Origin of the sequence: Qipengyuania nanhaisediminis (assembly GCF_045862805.1) — a bacterium.
In the GTDB taxonomy this organism is placed as follows: Bacteria; Pseudomonadota; Alphaproteobacteria; order Sphingomonadales; family Sphingomonadaceae; genus Erythrobacter; species Erythrobacter nanhaisediminis_A.
The window spans coordinates 812,378-827,404 of record NZ_AP025760.1 but is presented as its reverse complement, the minus strand read 5'-3'; the positions used below and the strand labels follow the sequence as shown (position 1 = coordinate 827,404).

Annotated in this window: 13 protein-coding genes; 6 read left to right on the top strand and 7 right to left on the bottom strand. The window is 63.6% G+C overall.

Annotation, left to right across the window (positions count from 1 at the left end):
• Nucleotide 1: 1 nt before the first annotated feature.
• Complete coding sequence (locus ACKTSM_RS04045; protein WP_407875847.1) at nucleotides 2-1,165, top strand: acyl-CoA dehydrogenase family protein; 1,164 nt, start codon at nucleotides 2-4, stop codon at nucleotides 1,163-1,165.
• A gap of 76 nt (nucleotides 1,166-1,241) precedes the next feature.
• Here the strand turns inward: ACKTSM_RS04045 and ACKTSM_RS04040 are convergent, their stop codons facing one another.
• Both ACKTSM_RS04040 and ACKTSM_RS04035 read right to left on the bottom strand, forming a co-directional pair.
• Nucleotides 1,242-3,743 carry a TonB-dependent receptor gene (locus tag ACKTSM_RS04040; protein ID WP_407875846.1) on the bottom strand — a complete coding sequence of 834 codons (2,502 nt, stop codon included), beginning with the start codon at nucleotides 3,741-3,743 and terminating at the stop codon, nucleotides 1,242-1,244.
• 214 nt (nucleotides 3,744-3,957) lie between these two features.
• A complete protein-coding gene (locus ACKTSM_RS04035) occupies nucleotides 3,958-6,012 on the bottom strand; it encodes a TonB-dependent receptor (RefSeq protein ID WP_407875845.1) in 2,055 nt (684 codons plus the stop codon).
• A 113-nt stretch (nucleotides 6,013-6,125) separates the two neighbouring features.
• On the opposite strand from ACKTSM_RS04035, the gene ACKTSM_RS04030 reads away from it, so the two are divergent.
• From ACKTSM_RS04030 to ACKTSM_RS04015, 4 genes are read left to right on the top strand one after another with little or no spacing between them, the layout of a single operon-like run.
• Nucleotides 6,126-7,637, top strand: coding sequence for a flavin-containing monooxygenase (locus ACKTSM_RS04030; RefSeq protein ID WP_407875844.1), 1,512 nt, complete (start codon nucleotides 6,126-6,128; stop codon nucleotides 7,635-7,637).
• Between the two features lie 39 nt (nucleotides 7,638-7,676).
• On the top strand, nucleotides 7,677-8,438 hold the full coding sequence (locus tag ACKTSM_RS04025) for a competence/damage-inducible protein A (RefSeq protein WP_407875843.1): 762 nt from the start codon (nucleotides 7,677-7,679) through the stop codon (nucleotides 8,436-8,438).
• A 48-nt stretch (nucleotides 8,439-8,486) separates the two neighbouring features.
• Nucleotides 8,487-9,461: a polysaccharide deacetylase family protein gene (locus tag ACKTSM_RS04020; RefSeq protein WP_407875842.1), complete on the top strand. Its 975-nt coding sequence runs from the start codon at nucleotides 8,487-8,489 to the stop codon at nucleotides 9,459-9,461.
• A gap of 11 nt (nucleotides 9,462-9,472) precedes the next feature.
• Entirely contained in the window at nucleotides 9,473-10,399 is a 927-nt protein-coding gene (locus tag ACKTSM_RS04015) for a GNAT family N-acetyltransferase (RefSeq protein WP_407875841.1), read from the top strand.
• 16 nt (nucleotides 10,400-10,415) lie between these two features.
• Here ACKTSM_RS04015 and ACKTSM_RS04010 read toward each other — a convergent pair whose 3' ends face one another.
• The 5 genes from ACKTSM_RS04010 to secE all read right to left on the bottom strand — a co-directional run bounded on the left by ACKTSM_RS04010 (nucleotide 10,416) and on the right by secE (nucleotide 13,181).
• Entirely contained in the window at nucleotides 10,416-10,637 is a 222-nt protein-coding gene (locus ACKTSM_RS04010) for a hypothetical protein (RefSeq protein ID WP_407875840.1), read from the bottom strand.
• A gap of 161 nt (nucleotides 10,638-10,798) precedes the next feature.
• Nucleotides 10,799-11,491 carry a 50S ribosomal protein L1 gene (gene rplA / locus ACKTSM_RS04005; protein ID WP_407875839.1) on the bottom strand — a complete coding sequence of 231 codons (693 nt, stop codon included), beginning with the start codon at nucleotides 11,489-11,491 and terminating at the stop codon, nucleotides 10,799-10,801.
• A 4-nt stretch (nucleotides 11,492-11,495) separates the two neighbouring features.
• A complete protein-coding gene (gene rplK / locus ACKTSM_RS04000) occupies nucleotides 11,496-11,927 on the bottom strand; it encodes a 50S ribosomal protein L11 (protein WP_407875838.1) in 432 nt (143 codons plus the stop codon).
• A gap of 461 nt (nucleotides 11,928-12,388) precedes the next feature.
• Entirely contained in the window at nucleotides 12,389-12,925 is a 537-nt protein-coding gene (gene nusG, locus ACKTSM_RS03995; protein WP_407875837.1) for a transcription termination/antitermination protein NusG, read from the bottom strand.
• A 31-nt stretch (nucleotides 12,926-12,956) separates the two neighbouring features.
• Nucleotides 12,957-13,181, bottom strand: coding sequence for a preprotein translocase subunit SecE (gene secE / locus ACKTSM_RS03990; RefSeq protein ID WP_407875836.1), 225 nt, complete (start codon nucleotides 13,179-13,181; stop codon nucleotides 12,957-12,959).
• A gap of 279 nt (nucleotides 13,182-13,460) precedes the next feature.
• On the opposite strand from secE, the gene ACKTSM_RS03985 reads away from it, so the two are divergent.
• Entirely contained in the window at nucleotides 13,461-14,978 is a 1,518-nt protein-coding gene (locus tag ACKTSM_RS03985) for an alanine/glycine:cation symporter family protein (RefSeq protein WP_407875835.1), read from the top strand.
• The last annotated feature ends 49 nt before the right edge of the window (nucleotides 14,979-15,027 follow it).

Below are 15,027 nucleotides of genomic sequence, written 5' to 3'. Positions count from 1 at the left end.
CATGTCGGTCATCGACGTTCCGCAGCCGGAATTCATGCAGGACGAGGAAATCGCGATCTTCGCTGACGCGGTTGGCAAGTTCTACCAGAAGCACGCTCCGCAAAAACGCGTCGAGAAATGGCGCGAGGACGGCCAGGTCGAACGCGAATTCTGGCGCGAGGCGGGCGAGGCCGGCCTTCTGGGCGTGTCGGTGCCGGAGGAGTACGGCGGCCATGGCGGCGATTTCCGCCATGACATCGTGGTCATCGACCAGCAGGCGAAGCACGATGTCGATGGCTTTGCCGCCAGCCTGCACAACACCATCATCCTGCCCTATATCGTGCGTCACGGGACCGAGGAGCAGAAGAAGAAATACCTGCCCAAGCTTGTCAGCGGCGAACTGGTCAGCGCGATCGCGATGACCGAGCCGGGCGTCGGCTCCGACCTCCAGAGCATCACCACCACGGCACTGAAGGACGGCAATGGCTACCGGATCAATGGAGCCAAGACCTATATCTCGAACGGGCAGACCGCTGATTTCATCGTGGTCGTCGCCAAGACCGACCCGGCCGAACGTGCCAAGGGCATCTCGCTCATGCTGCTGGAGACCGAAGGGGCCGAGGGCTTCGAGCGCGGCAAGAAGCTCGACAAGATCGGGATGGATGCCGCCGACACTTCCGAACTGTTCTTCGACAATGTCTTCGTGCCCGCCGAAAACGTGCTCGGCGGGGTCGAGGGCAAAGGCTTCTACCAGTTGATGGGCGAGCTTGCACAGGAACGGCTCGTGATCGCGATGGGCGCGGCGACGGGCATCGAGAAAGCGCTCGATGTCACCATCGACTACGTCAAGAACCGCAAGGCGTTCGGCCAGACGATCTGGGACTTCCAGAACACCCAGTTCGTGCTCGCCGATCTCAAGGCGCGCGGCACCGCGGCGCGGATTTTCGTCAATGACTGCATCGCCAAGCTCTTGAAGGGCGAACTCGACGTGGCGACCGCGGCAATGGCCAAGTATTGGGTCACAGAGCTGCAGAGCGAGGTCGTCGACAAGTGCCTGCAGCTTCACGGCGGGGCGGGCTATATCAACGAGTATCCGATCGCCAAGATGTATCGCGACAGCCGGATTACCCGCATCTTCGGTGGTTCGAACGAGGTGATGAAGATGCTGATCGCACGCTCGATGTAAGCCCGCGATTTTCAGCCTGAAGAAAAAGGGCGGCCCGGTTTCCCGAGCCGCCCTTTTCGGTTTCTGGCCCCAAGGCTCAGAACTTGGTGCGCAGCGTCACGCCATAGGTGCGCGGCTCCTGGATGAAGGAGGAGCGTGCAGTGTAGCCCGGACTGCCGCGCAGTGTGGTGTTGAAGGTCACCCCGCGGGTCACGACATCGGTGACATTGACGCCCCAGACCTCGAGCATCCAACTCTCGTCCTGGGCTCCGATGCCGGCGCGCAGGTTCAGCTTCGTGTTGCCGTCCTGGATGTCATAGGGCAGCAGGATCGCGCCGTTCGAGCCCGGGTTGCTCGCCTGGGTCGAGGTGCGCCGATCGCTTTCGGTGCGGACCTGTCCGTTGAAGAACCACATCAGGTTGGTGCCGATGTCGCGCTCGTAATTCATCCCGGCGATAGCGACGATATCGGGCGCATTGGTCAGCTCGTTGCCGCACAATTCGGTGACCTGCGGCGCGGTGATGGTTCCTGCGCAATCATCCGGATAGCGCGCATCGGTCAGGGTCAGACCGAGATTGAATGTGAGATTCTCATCCGGCCGGATGATCGATTCCATTTCGACACCGGTCGAGATCGCCTCGGGCACGTTGAAGGTCGCAAAGGCGGCCCCGGTGAACTCGAGGATCTGCAGATTGTCGAATTCCTCGTGGAAGAAGGCGAGGTTGAGAGTGACCGCATCGTCGAGCAGCAGCGCCTTCACGCCAAGCTCGTAGGCATCGACCTCCTCGGAAAGGAAGGTGGGATCAGCCCCGTCGACCGCGGCGGTCACGTCGAGGTTGATACCGCCCGATTTGTAACCGTGCGTGAAGCTTGCATAAGCGGTCACCGGCGCGTCGAACTCATAGGAGACCTTGCCGGTATAGATCAGCTCTTCGTCGCTGAAATTGACATCGTATTCACGCGGCAGCGGAAGGCCGGGCTGGCCGATCGCCGGGGCGGTGAAGCCGAAGCAGCCCAGACCGATGATGATCGGTGCCAGAGCGCCCGGCAACTGGCCGCCCTGGAGCCGCTGAATGCCAGAAAGGCAGGCGGGATTGTTGTTGGCGAGCTGCTGATACCCGCCGTTCTTGCTCTCGTCCGACCAGCGCAGGCCGGCATGGAGCTTGAGCCCGTCTGCCACTTCGAGCACGTTGTGAGTGAACACCGACCAGCTTTCCGCGTCCTGGAAATAGCGGTTGGTCGAGGTCGTGCCGGCCGGGTTGACCCCGGTGAACGTCTGGATCGGAGCCGGGCCGAACGCCCCGCCAACGAACGCCCCGTAAAAGGGATCGGTGTCGCTTCCGAGCGAGAAATTGGTCACCGCCTCGATCTTCTCGTCGGAGAAATAGCCGCCGACCAGCCATTGCAGCGCGCCGTCCATCGCCTCGCCCTGCAAGCGCAATTCGTGGGTCATGGTCTCGATCTGGGTGTTGAGATTGTCGACATCGAAGAAATCGAGGCCCGAGAAATCGGTGTCGTAGCTCTCGACGGAATCGAAGTCGCGATAGGAGCCGATATAGATGAGGTCGGCATTGTCGCCGATCGGGATCTGGATTTCGCCTGTCAGGCCCCATTGCTCGACCGATGCCAGCGGCAGGCGGTTGACCGTAGCCGTGCGCCGTCCAAGCGCCGCTTCGGCGGCGGACTGGTCGAAGGGTGTAGTGGCAGGCTGGGTGTGCGCATTGCCGCCGCGCGGGCCCAGGCCAAGTGCGGCATAGACGCCGTTGGTCTCGTTGGGACTGGCGAGCAGTTCGACCGCGGCGCAGCAAGTGTTGTCGCTTTCGGAGTAATCGCCGATCAGGCGGACGCGGATGCCGCTATCGCCCTCGAACCCGATCTGGCCGCGCACGAGGAACTGGTCGATCGTGTTCGATTCGCCGATCTTGTTGCCGTTGGGATCGAGGAGATCGACAAAGCCATCACGGTCGCGATAGGCACCGGTGAGCCGGATCGCCATGGTGTCCTCGATCACCGGGACGTTGACCGCGCCCTGGACGCTCATCAGGTCGTAATTGCCGTAGGAGGCGTTCACGAAGCCGCCGAATTCGGTGACATCGGGCGCGACGGTTGTGATGTTGAGCGCGCCAGCAGAGGTGTTGCGTCCGAACAGCGTGCCTTGCGGACCGCGAAGCACCTCGACGCGTTCGATATCGACGAACTCGCTCAGCGCGACGCCCGGGCGCGACTGGTAGGCGCCGTCGATGAAGATGCCGACCGCGCTTTCGAAGCCGATATTGTTCGAGGTCGTGCCGACCCCGCGAATGCGCAGGACCACCGAGCCCGAGGCGATCTGCGCGCTCGAGGTCGAGAAACTGGGGCTGACCTGGGTGATATTCTGGACGTTGACCACGCCCTGCTTTTCGAGCGCTTCGGGAGTGACCGCGGTGACCGCGATCGGAATATCCTGCACGTCTTCGGCGCGGCGGGTTGCGGTCACGATGATGACGTTGCTGCGCGCTTCGGGCTGCGCTTCCTCGTCATTGTCCTGGGCAAATGCCGGGGCGGTGAACGAACTGCAGGCCATGAGGCCGGCTGCATATGCTGCAAGCTTGCGTGTCATCGATTGTCCTCTCCACTTTCCATGCCGGGCTTTCCCGGGTCATGGCTCTCCGGCTGCGGAGACTAACAGCGCAACCGGTCCTGCCAAGAGTCACGATGGCGGTTGTCGCGCGACAGTAGCAAAAATGCCACAATTTGCAGGACTAAGCAGTAATGCTGCGCATCTTTGCCTGGTCACTGCAATTTAGTTTCACCACGCTGTATTTACCGGTCGGTCAGAGGCCAATGCGCAACCCCAGCCAGAAGGTCTGTGGCGCTCCCAGATCGATCGCTCCGCCTGCATTGCGGGTCACGATTGTCTCGTCGAACAGGTTTTCGACGCGGGCGGTAAGCGAAATCGGGCCGGCCAGCGGCATCTGCGCGAACAGGTCGAACGTGGTCGCGCTCGGCAAGCGGTCGTTTTCCTGGTCATCCTCGAACTGGGGGCCGACATGGCGTGCGGTCGCCGAAAGCCTGACGCCTTCGCGCGGCTCCCAGGCAAGGGTCGCGCTTACGGCGAGTTCGGGCGTCTGTGGCGGCCGGTTGCCGTCAAGGCTGAGCGAAGCGCCCTCGCCTGCAATCTGTGCGTCGGTCCAGGCGAGCGAGGCATCGAGGCTCACCGAGCCGAAACGCGCCGCGAGCGCTCCTTCCAAACCGCGCGCCTCGATTGCCGGCAGGTTCTGACGCTGGCGCAAATTGGGCGCGACCGTGACATTGGCGATCGCGTTTTCGACCTCGTTGTCGAACGCGGTAAGCGTGATCACCACAGCATCGACGGGCTGCCAGCCGAGCCCGATCTCGAACCCCTCGAGCCGCTCGTTCTTGAGCGCCGCGTTGGCCTGCGTCACCACCGGGAACACGACGAAGGGGCGGTACAGCTCGTTGAGCGTGGGTAAGCGCAGTCCAGTATAGGCCGCTGCGCGCAGGTCGAGCCGGCGGCTTGCATAGAAACTTGCGCCCGCGCGCCAGCTCAGCGTCCAGTCGGACCGGTCGGGGGCGATCGTCTCGCTCACCAGTTGGCCGCCCGCATCGCGCGCACGGAAGAAGCCATCCTCGATCCGCGTGTGATCGGCGCGCAGGCCGCCGGTCACCACCAGTGGCCCGATCTCCCAGTCATCCTCGATGAAGATGCCCAGATTGCTGTTGGTCCCGCCTGCACGGCGGCGCTCGCGCAGCTGGGTGGTGAAGGCGCTGTATGCTTCTTCCTGCAATTCGCCGGTAGCGCGGCGATAGTCGGCGCCGATGCGCAAATCGTGCCCCTCGGCAATCGGCGGGCGCAATTCGAGCTTGCCGCCGATCCCGGACGATGGCGTGTTGCGCTGGTCGAGCACTCGCACGAAACGGGACGAACTGATGACCTCGTTGGAGAAATTCCGGCTTTGCACATAGGCGATGGCGTCGAGCGCCCATTCGCCGCGGTGCACCAGCCTGAGGCTCGCATCCTGCCCTTCGCTCGACGAATCCGCGCCCGCAAAGCGCAAGGTACGGTTGTCGTCGAACAGGGTCACGCGCGCCTGCAGTTCGGTGTCGGGATCGATCGGCGCGACCGCGCGCAGGCCAAGGCTCCAGCTGTCGAACCCGGCGCGCGCGCTCGCCGGCACTCTCTGGCCTGCAGGGGTCGTGAAAAAGCCCTGCCCGCGGTCCCAGCGCCCGGTCACCTGGCCAAATCCGCCTCCGAGCGGCTGCGTGACGACCGCGCCCGCCTCTGTTTCGCCGCGATCATTGGCGAGCAGACTGGCCGCCACCGGTTCGAGCATTGCGGGGCCGGCGCTTTCGAGCTCGATCGTGCCGGCCAGCGCGCCTGCACCGAACGGTCCCGATCCGCCGCCGCGCGTCACCCGCACCCGCCCGATCGCCTCGGGAGCGATGGCGTTGAACGGGATGTAGCCGAAGAATGGGTCGCTGACCGGCACCCCGTCGAGCAGCACCAGGGCGCGGCTCGTCGCATTGCCTCCCAGCGATCGCAGCGTCGCGCCCTGTGCGCTCGGATTGGACGATCGGCTGTCCGAGCGGCGGAATTGCTGAAAACCCGCAACATTGGCGAGCACTTCCTCGATGCGTCCGGACCCGCTCGAGGTGATCGCGTCTCGCTCGATCGTCACGGTCGAATAGACGATGTTCGACAGCGCCGGTTCGAGCCCTTCGCCGGTCACCACGATCTCGGGCGTGTCCTCCTGGCCCTCTGCGACGGCATCCTCCTGCGCCAAAGCGGGCGCGGTCAGGGCAAGGGTCGATACAAAAGCGCTGGCGAAGGCGGGCGCGCGCAGCCGCGCGAGGGGTGCATTGGTCATGCGCGCTGCGCTAGCGGGATTGATCGCACAAGTCAGTTTCATTTTGCTATCAAGACTCGCTTTTGCCGCTGCGCTGTGTTTACATCACGCCCAACAGGGCAAGAGAGAGACGCATGTTGGCAACACCCCCCGATTTCGACGTGCTGATAGTGGGCGCCGGCATTTCCGGCATCGGCATGGCGGCGCACATGGCGGCCAAGGCGCCGGGCCATTCCTACGCCATCGTCGAGCGGCGCGAAAACCTCGGCGGGACCTGGGACCTGTTCCGCTATCCGGGCATCCGCTCGGACAGCGACATGCATACGCTCGGCTTCGATTTCGAACCCTGGACACACGAGAAGTCGATCGCCGACGGGCCGGCCATTCTCGAATATCTCGACCGCATCGTCGACGAGCGGGGAATACGCGAAAATATCCGCTTCGGGCACAAGGTCATCTCGGCCGATTTTCGCGATGACGAGGCGCGCTGGCATGTCGAGATCGAGCGCGCTGACGGTTCGCACAGCCGTCTCACCGCCAATTTCCTTTACCTGGGATCGGGCTATTACGATTACGACGAGCCTTTCGATCCGGGTTTCGATTTCGGCGCGTTCGAAGGCCAGGTGATCCACCCGCAATTCTGGCCCGAAGATCTCGATTATGCTGGCAAGAAGGTGGTGGTGATCGGCTCGGGCGCGACCGCTGTGACGATCGTCCCGGTGATGGCCGAAAAGGCCGAATGCGTGACCATGCTCCAGCGCACGCCGACATGGATGTTCTCGCGCCCGGCAAAGGATGGCCTTGCCAATATCCTGCGCAAGATCCTGCCAGAAAAGCTCGCTTACCGGATCACCCGGGCGAAGAATATCTGGCTTCAGGATTACGCTTTCAAGCTCGCGCGCAAGAAGCCCGAAAAGGTCAAGGAAACGCTCTGGAAGAAAATCGAGGAGGCCCTGGGGCGCGACCGGTTCGACAAGGACAGTTTCAGCCCGCCCTATGACCCGTGGGACCAGCGGCTGTGCCTCGTACCCGATGCCGACCTGTTCGAGGCGATGAAATCGGGACGTGCCGAAATCGTCACTGGTCATATCGCGGCCTTCGAAAAGGGCGGCGTTCGCCTGACCAGCGGCGAACATCTGGATGCCGATATCGTCATCACCGCAACCGGGCTCAAGCTCGCGATCGCGGGCAAGATCGCGGTCAGCCACAATGGCGAGCCGGTCCATTTCCACGAGCGGTTCTATTACAAGGGCTGCATGTTCTCGAACCTGCCCAATCTCGCGGTGGTTTTCGGCTATCTCAATGCCAGCTGGACGCTGCGCGCCGATATCAATTCGGACTTTGTCTGCCGGGTGCTCAACCATATGCGCAAGACCGGCAGCGACATCGCGGTGCCGGTCCTCACGCCCGAAGACGAAGCGAAAATCGTCGAGGACGATATCTTCGATTTCTCGTCCGGTTACATCCAGCGCTCCAAGCACATCATGCCGCGCAATTCGGTCGAATATCCCTGGCGGCTCAATCAGGAATACGTGGTCGATCGCAAGCGCATGGCGCGCGACCCGGTCGATGACGGTCTGCTCGCATTCCGCCGCGCCGATACGCAGGCGACGGCGTTCAAGGACCAGCTCGAGGCTGCCGAATGAGCTTGGCGTGGCTACGGGGTTTCGCCTAGACAGCGCCGCATGAACCCGCCTGAGAAAATCTGGACCGCCGCGCTCGTCGTCATCGGTGACGAGATCCTGTCGGGCCGCACCCGAGACAAGAATATCGCGCAGGTCGCCAGCTGGCTCCAGGTGCAGGGCATCCGATTGGCCGAAGTACGGGTGGTGCCCGATATTGCCGAACGGATCATCGCTGCGGTCAACGATCTGCGCGCGGACAACGATTATCTCTTCACCACGGGCGGTATCGGCCCGACGCACGATGACATCACCGTCGACGCAATAGCCGAGGCGCTGGGTGTGCCGGTTGTCATCCATCCCGAGGCGCGCGCCATCCTCGAGCGTTACTATGCCGACAAGGGCGGTCTCAACGAGGGGCGGCTGCGCATGGCGCGCGTGCCGGAAGGTGCCGAACTCATTCCCAACCGCATGTCGGGCGCACCGGGAATCCGCCGCGGCAACGTGATCCTGATGGCGGGTGTCCCGCACATCACCGCAGGCATGCTCGACGCGCTGACCGGCAAGCTCGAGGGCGGCGCGCCGCTGCTGTCCGAGACGATCGGCTGCTGGACTGCCGAAAGCGAGGTCGCACACCTGCTTCAGGAGGTCGAGGACGCGCACGCGAACTGCCAGATCGGCTCCTATCCTTTCTTCCGCGACGGGCGCGTGGGCGCGAATTTCGTCATCCGCTCGACCGATGCCAGCGATCTTGCAAGCTGCGTGGACAGCCTGACCGACGGACTTGCCACGCACGGATACGACTTCACTCCGGGCGGCATCTGATCCGCAATCACCCGGCCTTAACCATTCGCGCCTAGGCTCCTGCGCGGTATGACGCGCGTTTATATCACCATCGACACCGAGTATTCCTCGGGCCTGGTAAACGGCACCGGCGACGCTGACCGTGCCGACAATTTTGCGCGCTCGATCAAGGGCGAAACCGCGAGCGGCGCCTTTGGTATCGCGCACAAGCTGGCGATGTTCGCCAGATACGGGATCCGGGCGAGCTTCTTCGTGGACCCGATGCCGGCGCTCGTCTGGGGCACCGCGGCGATCGAGGATATCGTCGGCCCCATCCTCGATGCCGGACAGGACGTGCAATTGCACTGCCATACCGAGTGGCTTTCGCACGCGCGGCCCGGCGGTCCGCTCGCAAGGGTCGGGACCGGGCGCTGCCTCTATGATTTCGACTGCGATGCCCAGACAGAGATCCTCGAATTCGCCCGCGACACTCTGGTGGCCGCGGGTGCACCGCGCCCGGTCGCCTTTCGTGCCGGCAATTACGGCGCCAATGACGACACCTTGCGCGCGCTCGCGCGGCTCGGCCTTGCCTACGACACCAGCCACTGCCCCGCTCTGGGCGATGGCGCGAGCCGGATAAGCCTGGGCCCCGATGCACGCGACCCGGTGCACCATTGCGGGGTGACAGAAGTGCCTGTCGGGACGATCGGCACCCATGGCGGGGGCCAACGCCACGCGCAGATCACCGCTCTGACCCTGGCGGAAATGACCGCCGCGATCCGGCACGCCCAGGCCAATGGGCGCACCTGCTTCACCCTCGTCACGCACAGTTTCGAGCTCGTCAATCGCCGCTCTCGGCGTGAGAACCCGATCGTGCGGCGCCGGTTCGACGGGCTGTGCCGCGCAATCCGGATGATGCCCGGCGTGCGCTCGGCCTGTTACCGCGACCACCCGCCTGCCGCAGAGGCCCGCAAACCGGCACCTCCGCTGCCCGCCAACCCGATCCGCACCGGCCTGCGCTATGCCGAGCAATTGGTGTCCAACGGCCTTTACGGCGCCACTTGAGAGGCGCCCACATGCACGCCAACGCCTCCATCGACTTCACCATCGGCTCCCGCCGGCTGCTTGCCGTATCGCGGGCGCTGACGACCTGGAGCTTCTCGCTCGCAGAGGTGCTTGCGCTCGGCGAGCAGCATGGTGATGCCGCCGGCCTGCCCGAGCCTCCCGACCCGGGGCCCGACGGGTTGCGCGTGCTTTCGGCCCCTCGTGCTGCCCTCGATACGATCGCCTCGACTTTTCCCGGCCATGTCGCCGGATCGCGCCAGGATTACCGCCGCCATTTCATCGCGATGGAGGGGAGCTATTCCGATTACCTGGCCCAATTCTCCTCCAAGACCCGCTCCACTCTCCAGCGCAAGGCGCGCAAGCTCGCGCGCGAGACCGGCGGCTACGAAGTGACCCGCCATGCCAGCGCCGGCGAGGTCGCCGCCTTTCTCGACGCCGCGCTGCCGCTGTCGGCGCGCACATACCAGGCGCGGCTGCTCGATGCCGGGCTGCCCGACACGACCGGAGCGCGGCTCTCGATGCTCGAGGCGGCCGAGGACGACCGGCTGCGCTGTTTCCTCTTGTGGGCGAAGGGAGAGCCGATCGCCTATCTCGCTCTGCCGGTGACCGGCACCACTGTGGTCTATGCCCATGTCGGGCACGATCCCGAATTCGCCCGGCTGTCACCGGGCACCGTGCTGCAATGCGAGGCGCTCGAGGCGCTGTTCGCCGAACAGCGTTTCACCCATTTCGACTTCACCGAGGGCGAAGGCTCGCACAAGGCGATGTTCGGGACCGCGAGCGCGGATTGCGCCAGCTTCGTCCTTCTCACCCCGACCGCGTTCAACCGCACGCTGGTCGCGGCGCGCACCGGCTTCGATGCGGCGGTCGCAGGAGCAAGGACCCTGACCGAGCGCACCCCTGCATTGGCACGGATACGCTCGCTGTTGCGCGCCTAGGCGCAACTATCACGCATCATTCCGTGCGCGGACCGGTGCGGGTTTCCTTCTGCATCCGGGTGGCCTGCTCGGCGCGGCGATAGCTGCCGTCATTGGCCTGGCGATTGCTCCACCAGCCGAAGATGAAGACCCCCAGCAGCGCCGCGGCCCCGACGATCGGGGCGAGGCGCGAATCGAGGATGAGTGTCGCGACGAAAGCGGCGATGGCGACTAGCGCGATGATAATCCTGGCAGTCATGACAATTGGCTCCTTTGCCCTGACAACGCAGCACCTCGCGATAATTTCCGACAAACACCGCCGCCCCGGCAAGCACACCGGCCCGCAGCGCAAGAAAAAGGGGCCGGAAGACCATGTCTCCCGACCCCTTTTTTCAGGTCCTGTTGCAGTAGGAAAGCGTCTTAGGCGCCTTCGACCTCCGCAAGATCGACCTTGAGGCCGGGGCCCATGGTCGAGGTCAGCGAGACCTTCTTGACATACTTGCCCTTGGCGCCCGACGGCTTGGCCTTGACCACCGCATCGGTGAGCGCCTTGAAGTTCGCCTTGAGGTCCTCGTCCTTGAACGACAGCTTGCCGATGCCCGAGTGGATGATGCCCATCTTCTCGACGCGAAACTCGACCTGGCCGCCCTTGGCGTCCTTGACCGCCTGTTCGACGTTCGGAGTGACGGTGCCGAGCTTGGGGTTCGGCATCAGGCCCTTGGGGCCGAGCAGCTTGCCCAGGCGGCCGACCACGCCCATCATGTCGGGGGTGGCGATCACGCGGTCATAGTCGAGATTGCCGTTCTGCATCTCTTCCATCAGGTCTTCGGCACCGACCTTGTCAGCGCCTGCCGCGGTTGCCTTCTCGGCATTGTCGCCGCGGGCAAAGACCGCGACCTTGACGTCCTTGCCGGTGCCGCTCGGGAGCGAGACCATGCCGCGGACCATCTGGTCGGCGTGGCGCGGATCGACGCCGAGATTGATCGCGAGTTCCACGGTCTCGTCGAACTTGGCCTTGTGCTCGCGCAGGGTCGCGATGGCTTCATCGACGGTGTAGAGCTTTTCGGTGTCGAGCTGGCTGACAGCCTTCTGCTTCTTGGTCTGCTTGGCCATGGGTTCAGCCCTCCGTCACTTCGAGACCCATCGAGACGGCGGAGCCCTCGATGATCTTGATTGCCTGGTCGATGTCGTTCGCGTTGAGATCCTTCATCTTGGTCTCGGCGATTTCCTTGAGCTGCGAACGGCTGATCTTGCCGACCTTGTCCTTGTTCGGTTCGCCCGAGCCCTTCTTCACCTTGGCGGCCTTCTTGAGCAGGTAGCTCGCAGGCGGGGTCTTGGTGGTGAAGGTGAACGAACGGTCCGCATAGACGGTGATCGTGGTGGGGATCGGGGCGTTCTTTTCCATGTCCTGCGTGGCGGCGTTGAACGCCTTGCAGAATTCCATGATGTTGACGCCGCGCTGACCCAAAGCCGGGCCGATGGGCGGGCTCGGATTGGCGGTGCCGGCAGGCACCTGCAGCTTGATGTAGCCTTCGATTTTCTTGGCCATTACTGGCCTCCTTTCGCACTGTTGCCGCGCTCTTTCGACACGCGGCTCATGTTAAGCGGTCCAGCGGCCTGCCATCAGGCATGCCTCCCGCGCGGGTTTCCCGTCATGTGAAGGGAAGGCGCGCACATAGCGATTCTGGCGCGAATCGCAAGCACGCAATTGGCGCGCCTGATGCGCATTTCGCCGCCACGCACCCAAAGGTCCGGGCGCCAACCGTTCGTCGCGCGTGCGGCACGGCTGGAACACATGGAACACTGTCCTGGCGCAAAAAACCGATCGATCACATTGCGCCCCATTGATCGACAAAAGCGATCAGCGGAACGGACGGGAGCGCAAGCGGGATGCAAAACGGGCATGGAGCCGGTGATAGACGGCGCCATGCCCGGTAGGAAAATCGTGTCCGGCGCGCCTGAGCGCGCCTGAGCGCCCCATTGCGCGGCTATGTGCGCGGCTGTGCGCGGTTACTTGACCAGTTCGACCTGTTCGAAATCGAGCTCGACCGGGGTTGCACGGCCGAAGATCGAGACCGAGACCTTGACCTTGGCCTTGTCGAAATCGAGTTCCTCGACCACGCCGTTGAAGCTGGCGAAGGGCCCGTCGAGCACCTTGACGCTGTCGCCGATCTCGTAATCGACGCTGACCTGCGTCTTGGGCGCGCTCTTGGCTTCCTCGACGCCGCCGAAATAGCGCGCGGCCTCCTTCTCGGAAATCGGCTGCGGCTTGTTGTTGTTGCCGAGGAAGCCGGTCACCTTGGGGGTGTTCTTGACGAGGTGATAGATGTCGTCGTTCATCCGCAGCTTGGCGAGGACATAGCCGGGCATGAACTTGCGCTCGGTCTGGACCTTCTTGCCGCGCTTGACCTCGGTGATCGTCTCGGTCGGGACCTCGATCTCCTCGACGCCTTCGGACAGGCCGAGCCGTTCGGCTTCGGCGATGATCGCCTCCTTCACCTTGTTCTCGAAACCGGAATAGGCGTGGATGATGTACCAGCGGGACATGGGTAGGATCCTCGAATGCGTGAAGGTTTTTTTAAGCGAGCGTCAGAAGGAAATTGACGACCGCGTTGAAGAGGCTGTCGACCCCGAAGAAGAACAGCGCGAGCAGCACCATGAAGATGAACACGAAGATCGCGGTGCGCACGGTTTCGGGCCAGGTCGGCCACACGACCTTGCTGGTCTCGGTGCGGACCTGGTTCACGAATTCAGGGATAGAGGTCTTGCGCTCTTTTTTTACGGCCTTTTGTTCGCCAGCCATGTCGGTGTTCGCCTTCGCGTCAGTCAGTCGGTTACGATCCGGCTTTCAGGTAGGACCCGTCGCCGTCCGGGACAAGGGTCTCGGAAGTGGCCTGGTGTCTTGCCGATGTCGGAATTGGCGATGCTCATATGGCCCCACGCCCGACAAGGCAAGGGGCAAAACGCGCGCGCAAGGGCTAGGCAAGCGCCGCTCGCCTCACTAGCGTGCGCGCATCCAAACACGGGCGGACCGCGCAATGCGCTCGCGCCTTCGGGGACACAATCAAGGGGATAGCCTAACATGGCTGCAGACGTATCGGGCGCTGACGCATGGATCGCGCCGATCACCAACGTTTCGGATTTTATCTGGGGCGGAACCTGGAACGGGGTGGAAGTCATCCCCTTCCCGCCGATGACCATCTTCCTGCTCGGGATCGGGCTGTGGATCATGATCGGCCTGAAATTCTATCCATTGAGAAAACTGGGCGCTGCATTCAAGGGCCTCTTGGCCGGGCGCAAGGGCTCCGGTGATGGCGAGATTTCGCCCTTCGCCGCGCTGTCGACCGCGCTTTCGGGACAGGTCGGCACGGGCAATCTCGCCGGTGTCGCCACCGCGATCGCGCTGGGCGGTCCGGGCGCGATCTTCTGGATGTGGATCACCGCCCTGTTCGGCATGGCGCTGGCCTTTGCCGAAGGGTCGCTCTCGATCCGCTACCGCGAGACTACCAGCGACGGGGTCAAGCGCGGCGGTCCGATGACCTATATCATGATGGGCCTTGGCAAGAAGTGGACCTGGCTTGCCGTGGTGTTCTGCCTTGGCACCCTGTTCTCCGCTCTTGTTACCGGCAATTCGATCCAGGCCAATGCGGTCGCCGATGGCCTCAACGAATTGTTCGGGATCGAGGAATGGCTTGGCGGCGCGATCGTCGCGGTGCTGGTCTTCGTGGTGATCATCGGCGGGATCAAGTCGATCGGCTCGGTCGCGGAAAAGATCATTCCGTTCATGATGGTCGCCTATATCATCATGGCGATCCTCGCGCTGATCATCAATTTCGCCGAGCTTCCGGCGACCTTTTACCTGATCTTCCACAGCGCCTTTAACCCTTCGGCTGCGGTCGGCGGGTTTGCCGGGGCAGCGATGATCATGGCGATCCGTGCAGGCGTTGCGCGCGGGCTGTTCTCGAACGAGGCGGGCCAAGGTTCGACCGCAATCGCTCACGCGGTGGCGCAGACCAACGATCCCGAATCGCAGGGGCGCATGGCGATGCTTGGCACCTTCATCGACACGATCGTGATCTGCACCATGACCGCGCTGGTGATCCTCACCGTGCGCGGCGATTTCACCGCGGCGGGCGCTGCGGTCGATTATGTCTGGCAATCCGACCGCGTCGGGTTCGAGATGACCAGCGGCGCCTTTGCCGCGGCCTTCCCGGTCGAGATCGCCGGGATCGCGATCGGCACGCTGGTGGCATCGACCGCGCTGATCCTGTTCGTGTTCACCACCCTGCTCACCTGGAGCTATTACGGCGAGCGCGCGATCACCTTCCTCTATGACCGCTTCCCCGGCTCGACCCGGGGCGGCGAGAAGAAGCTGCACGTCGCCTGGCGGGTGCTGTGGTGCGTGGTGATCTTCGCCGCTGCCGCCCAGCCATCGGAACTGGTCTGGCGCCTCGGCGACATCTCGAACGCGGCGATGGCACTGCCCAACCTGCTGGCCCTGCTGCTGCTTTCGGGCGTGGTCTTCAAGCTCGCGCAAGGCGTCAAGGACGCAGGCGAGGACCACCACGTCGCAACGCCTGAAGAGCCGGAGGAATACTGACGGCCCTTCGCGAAGGGGCGACCCTTCGACCGGGCTGGCTGAGGCCCAA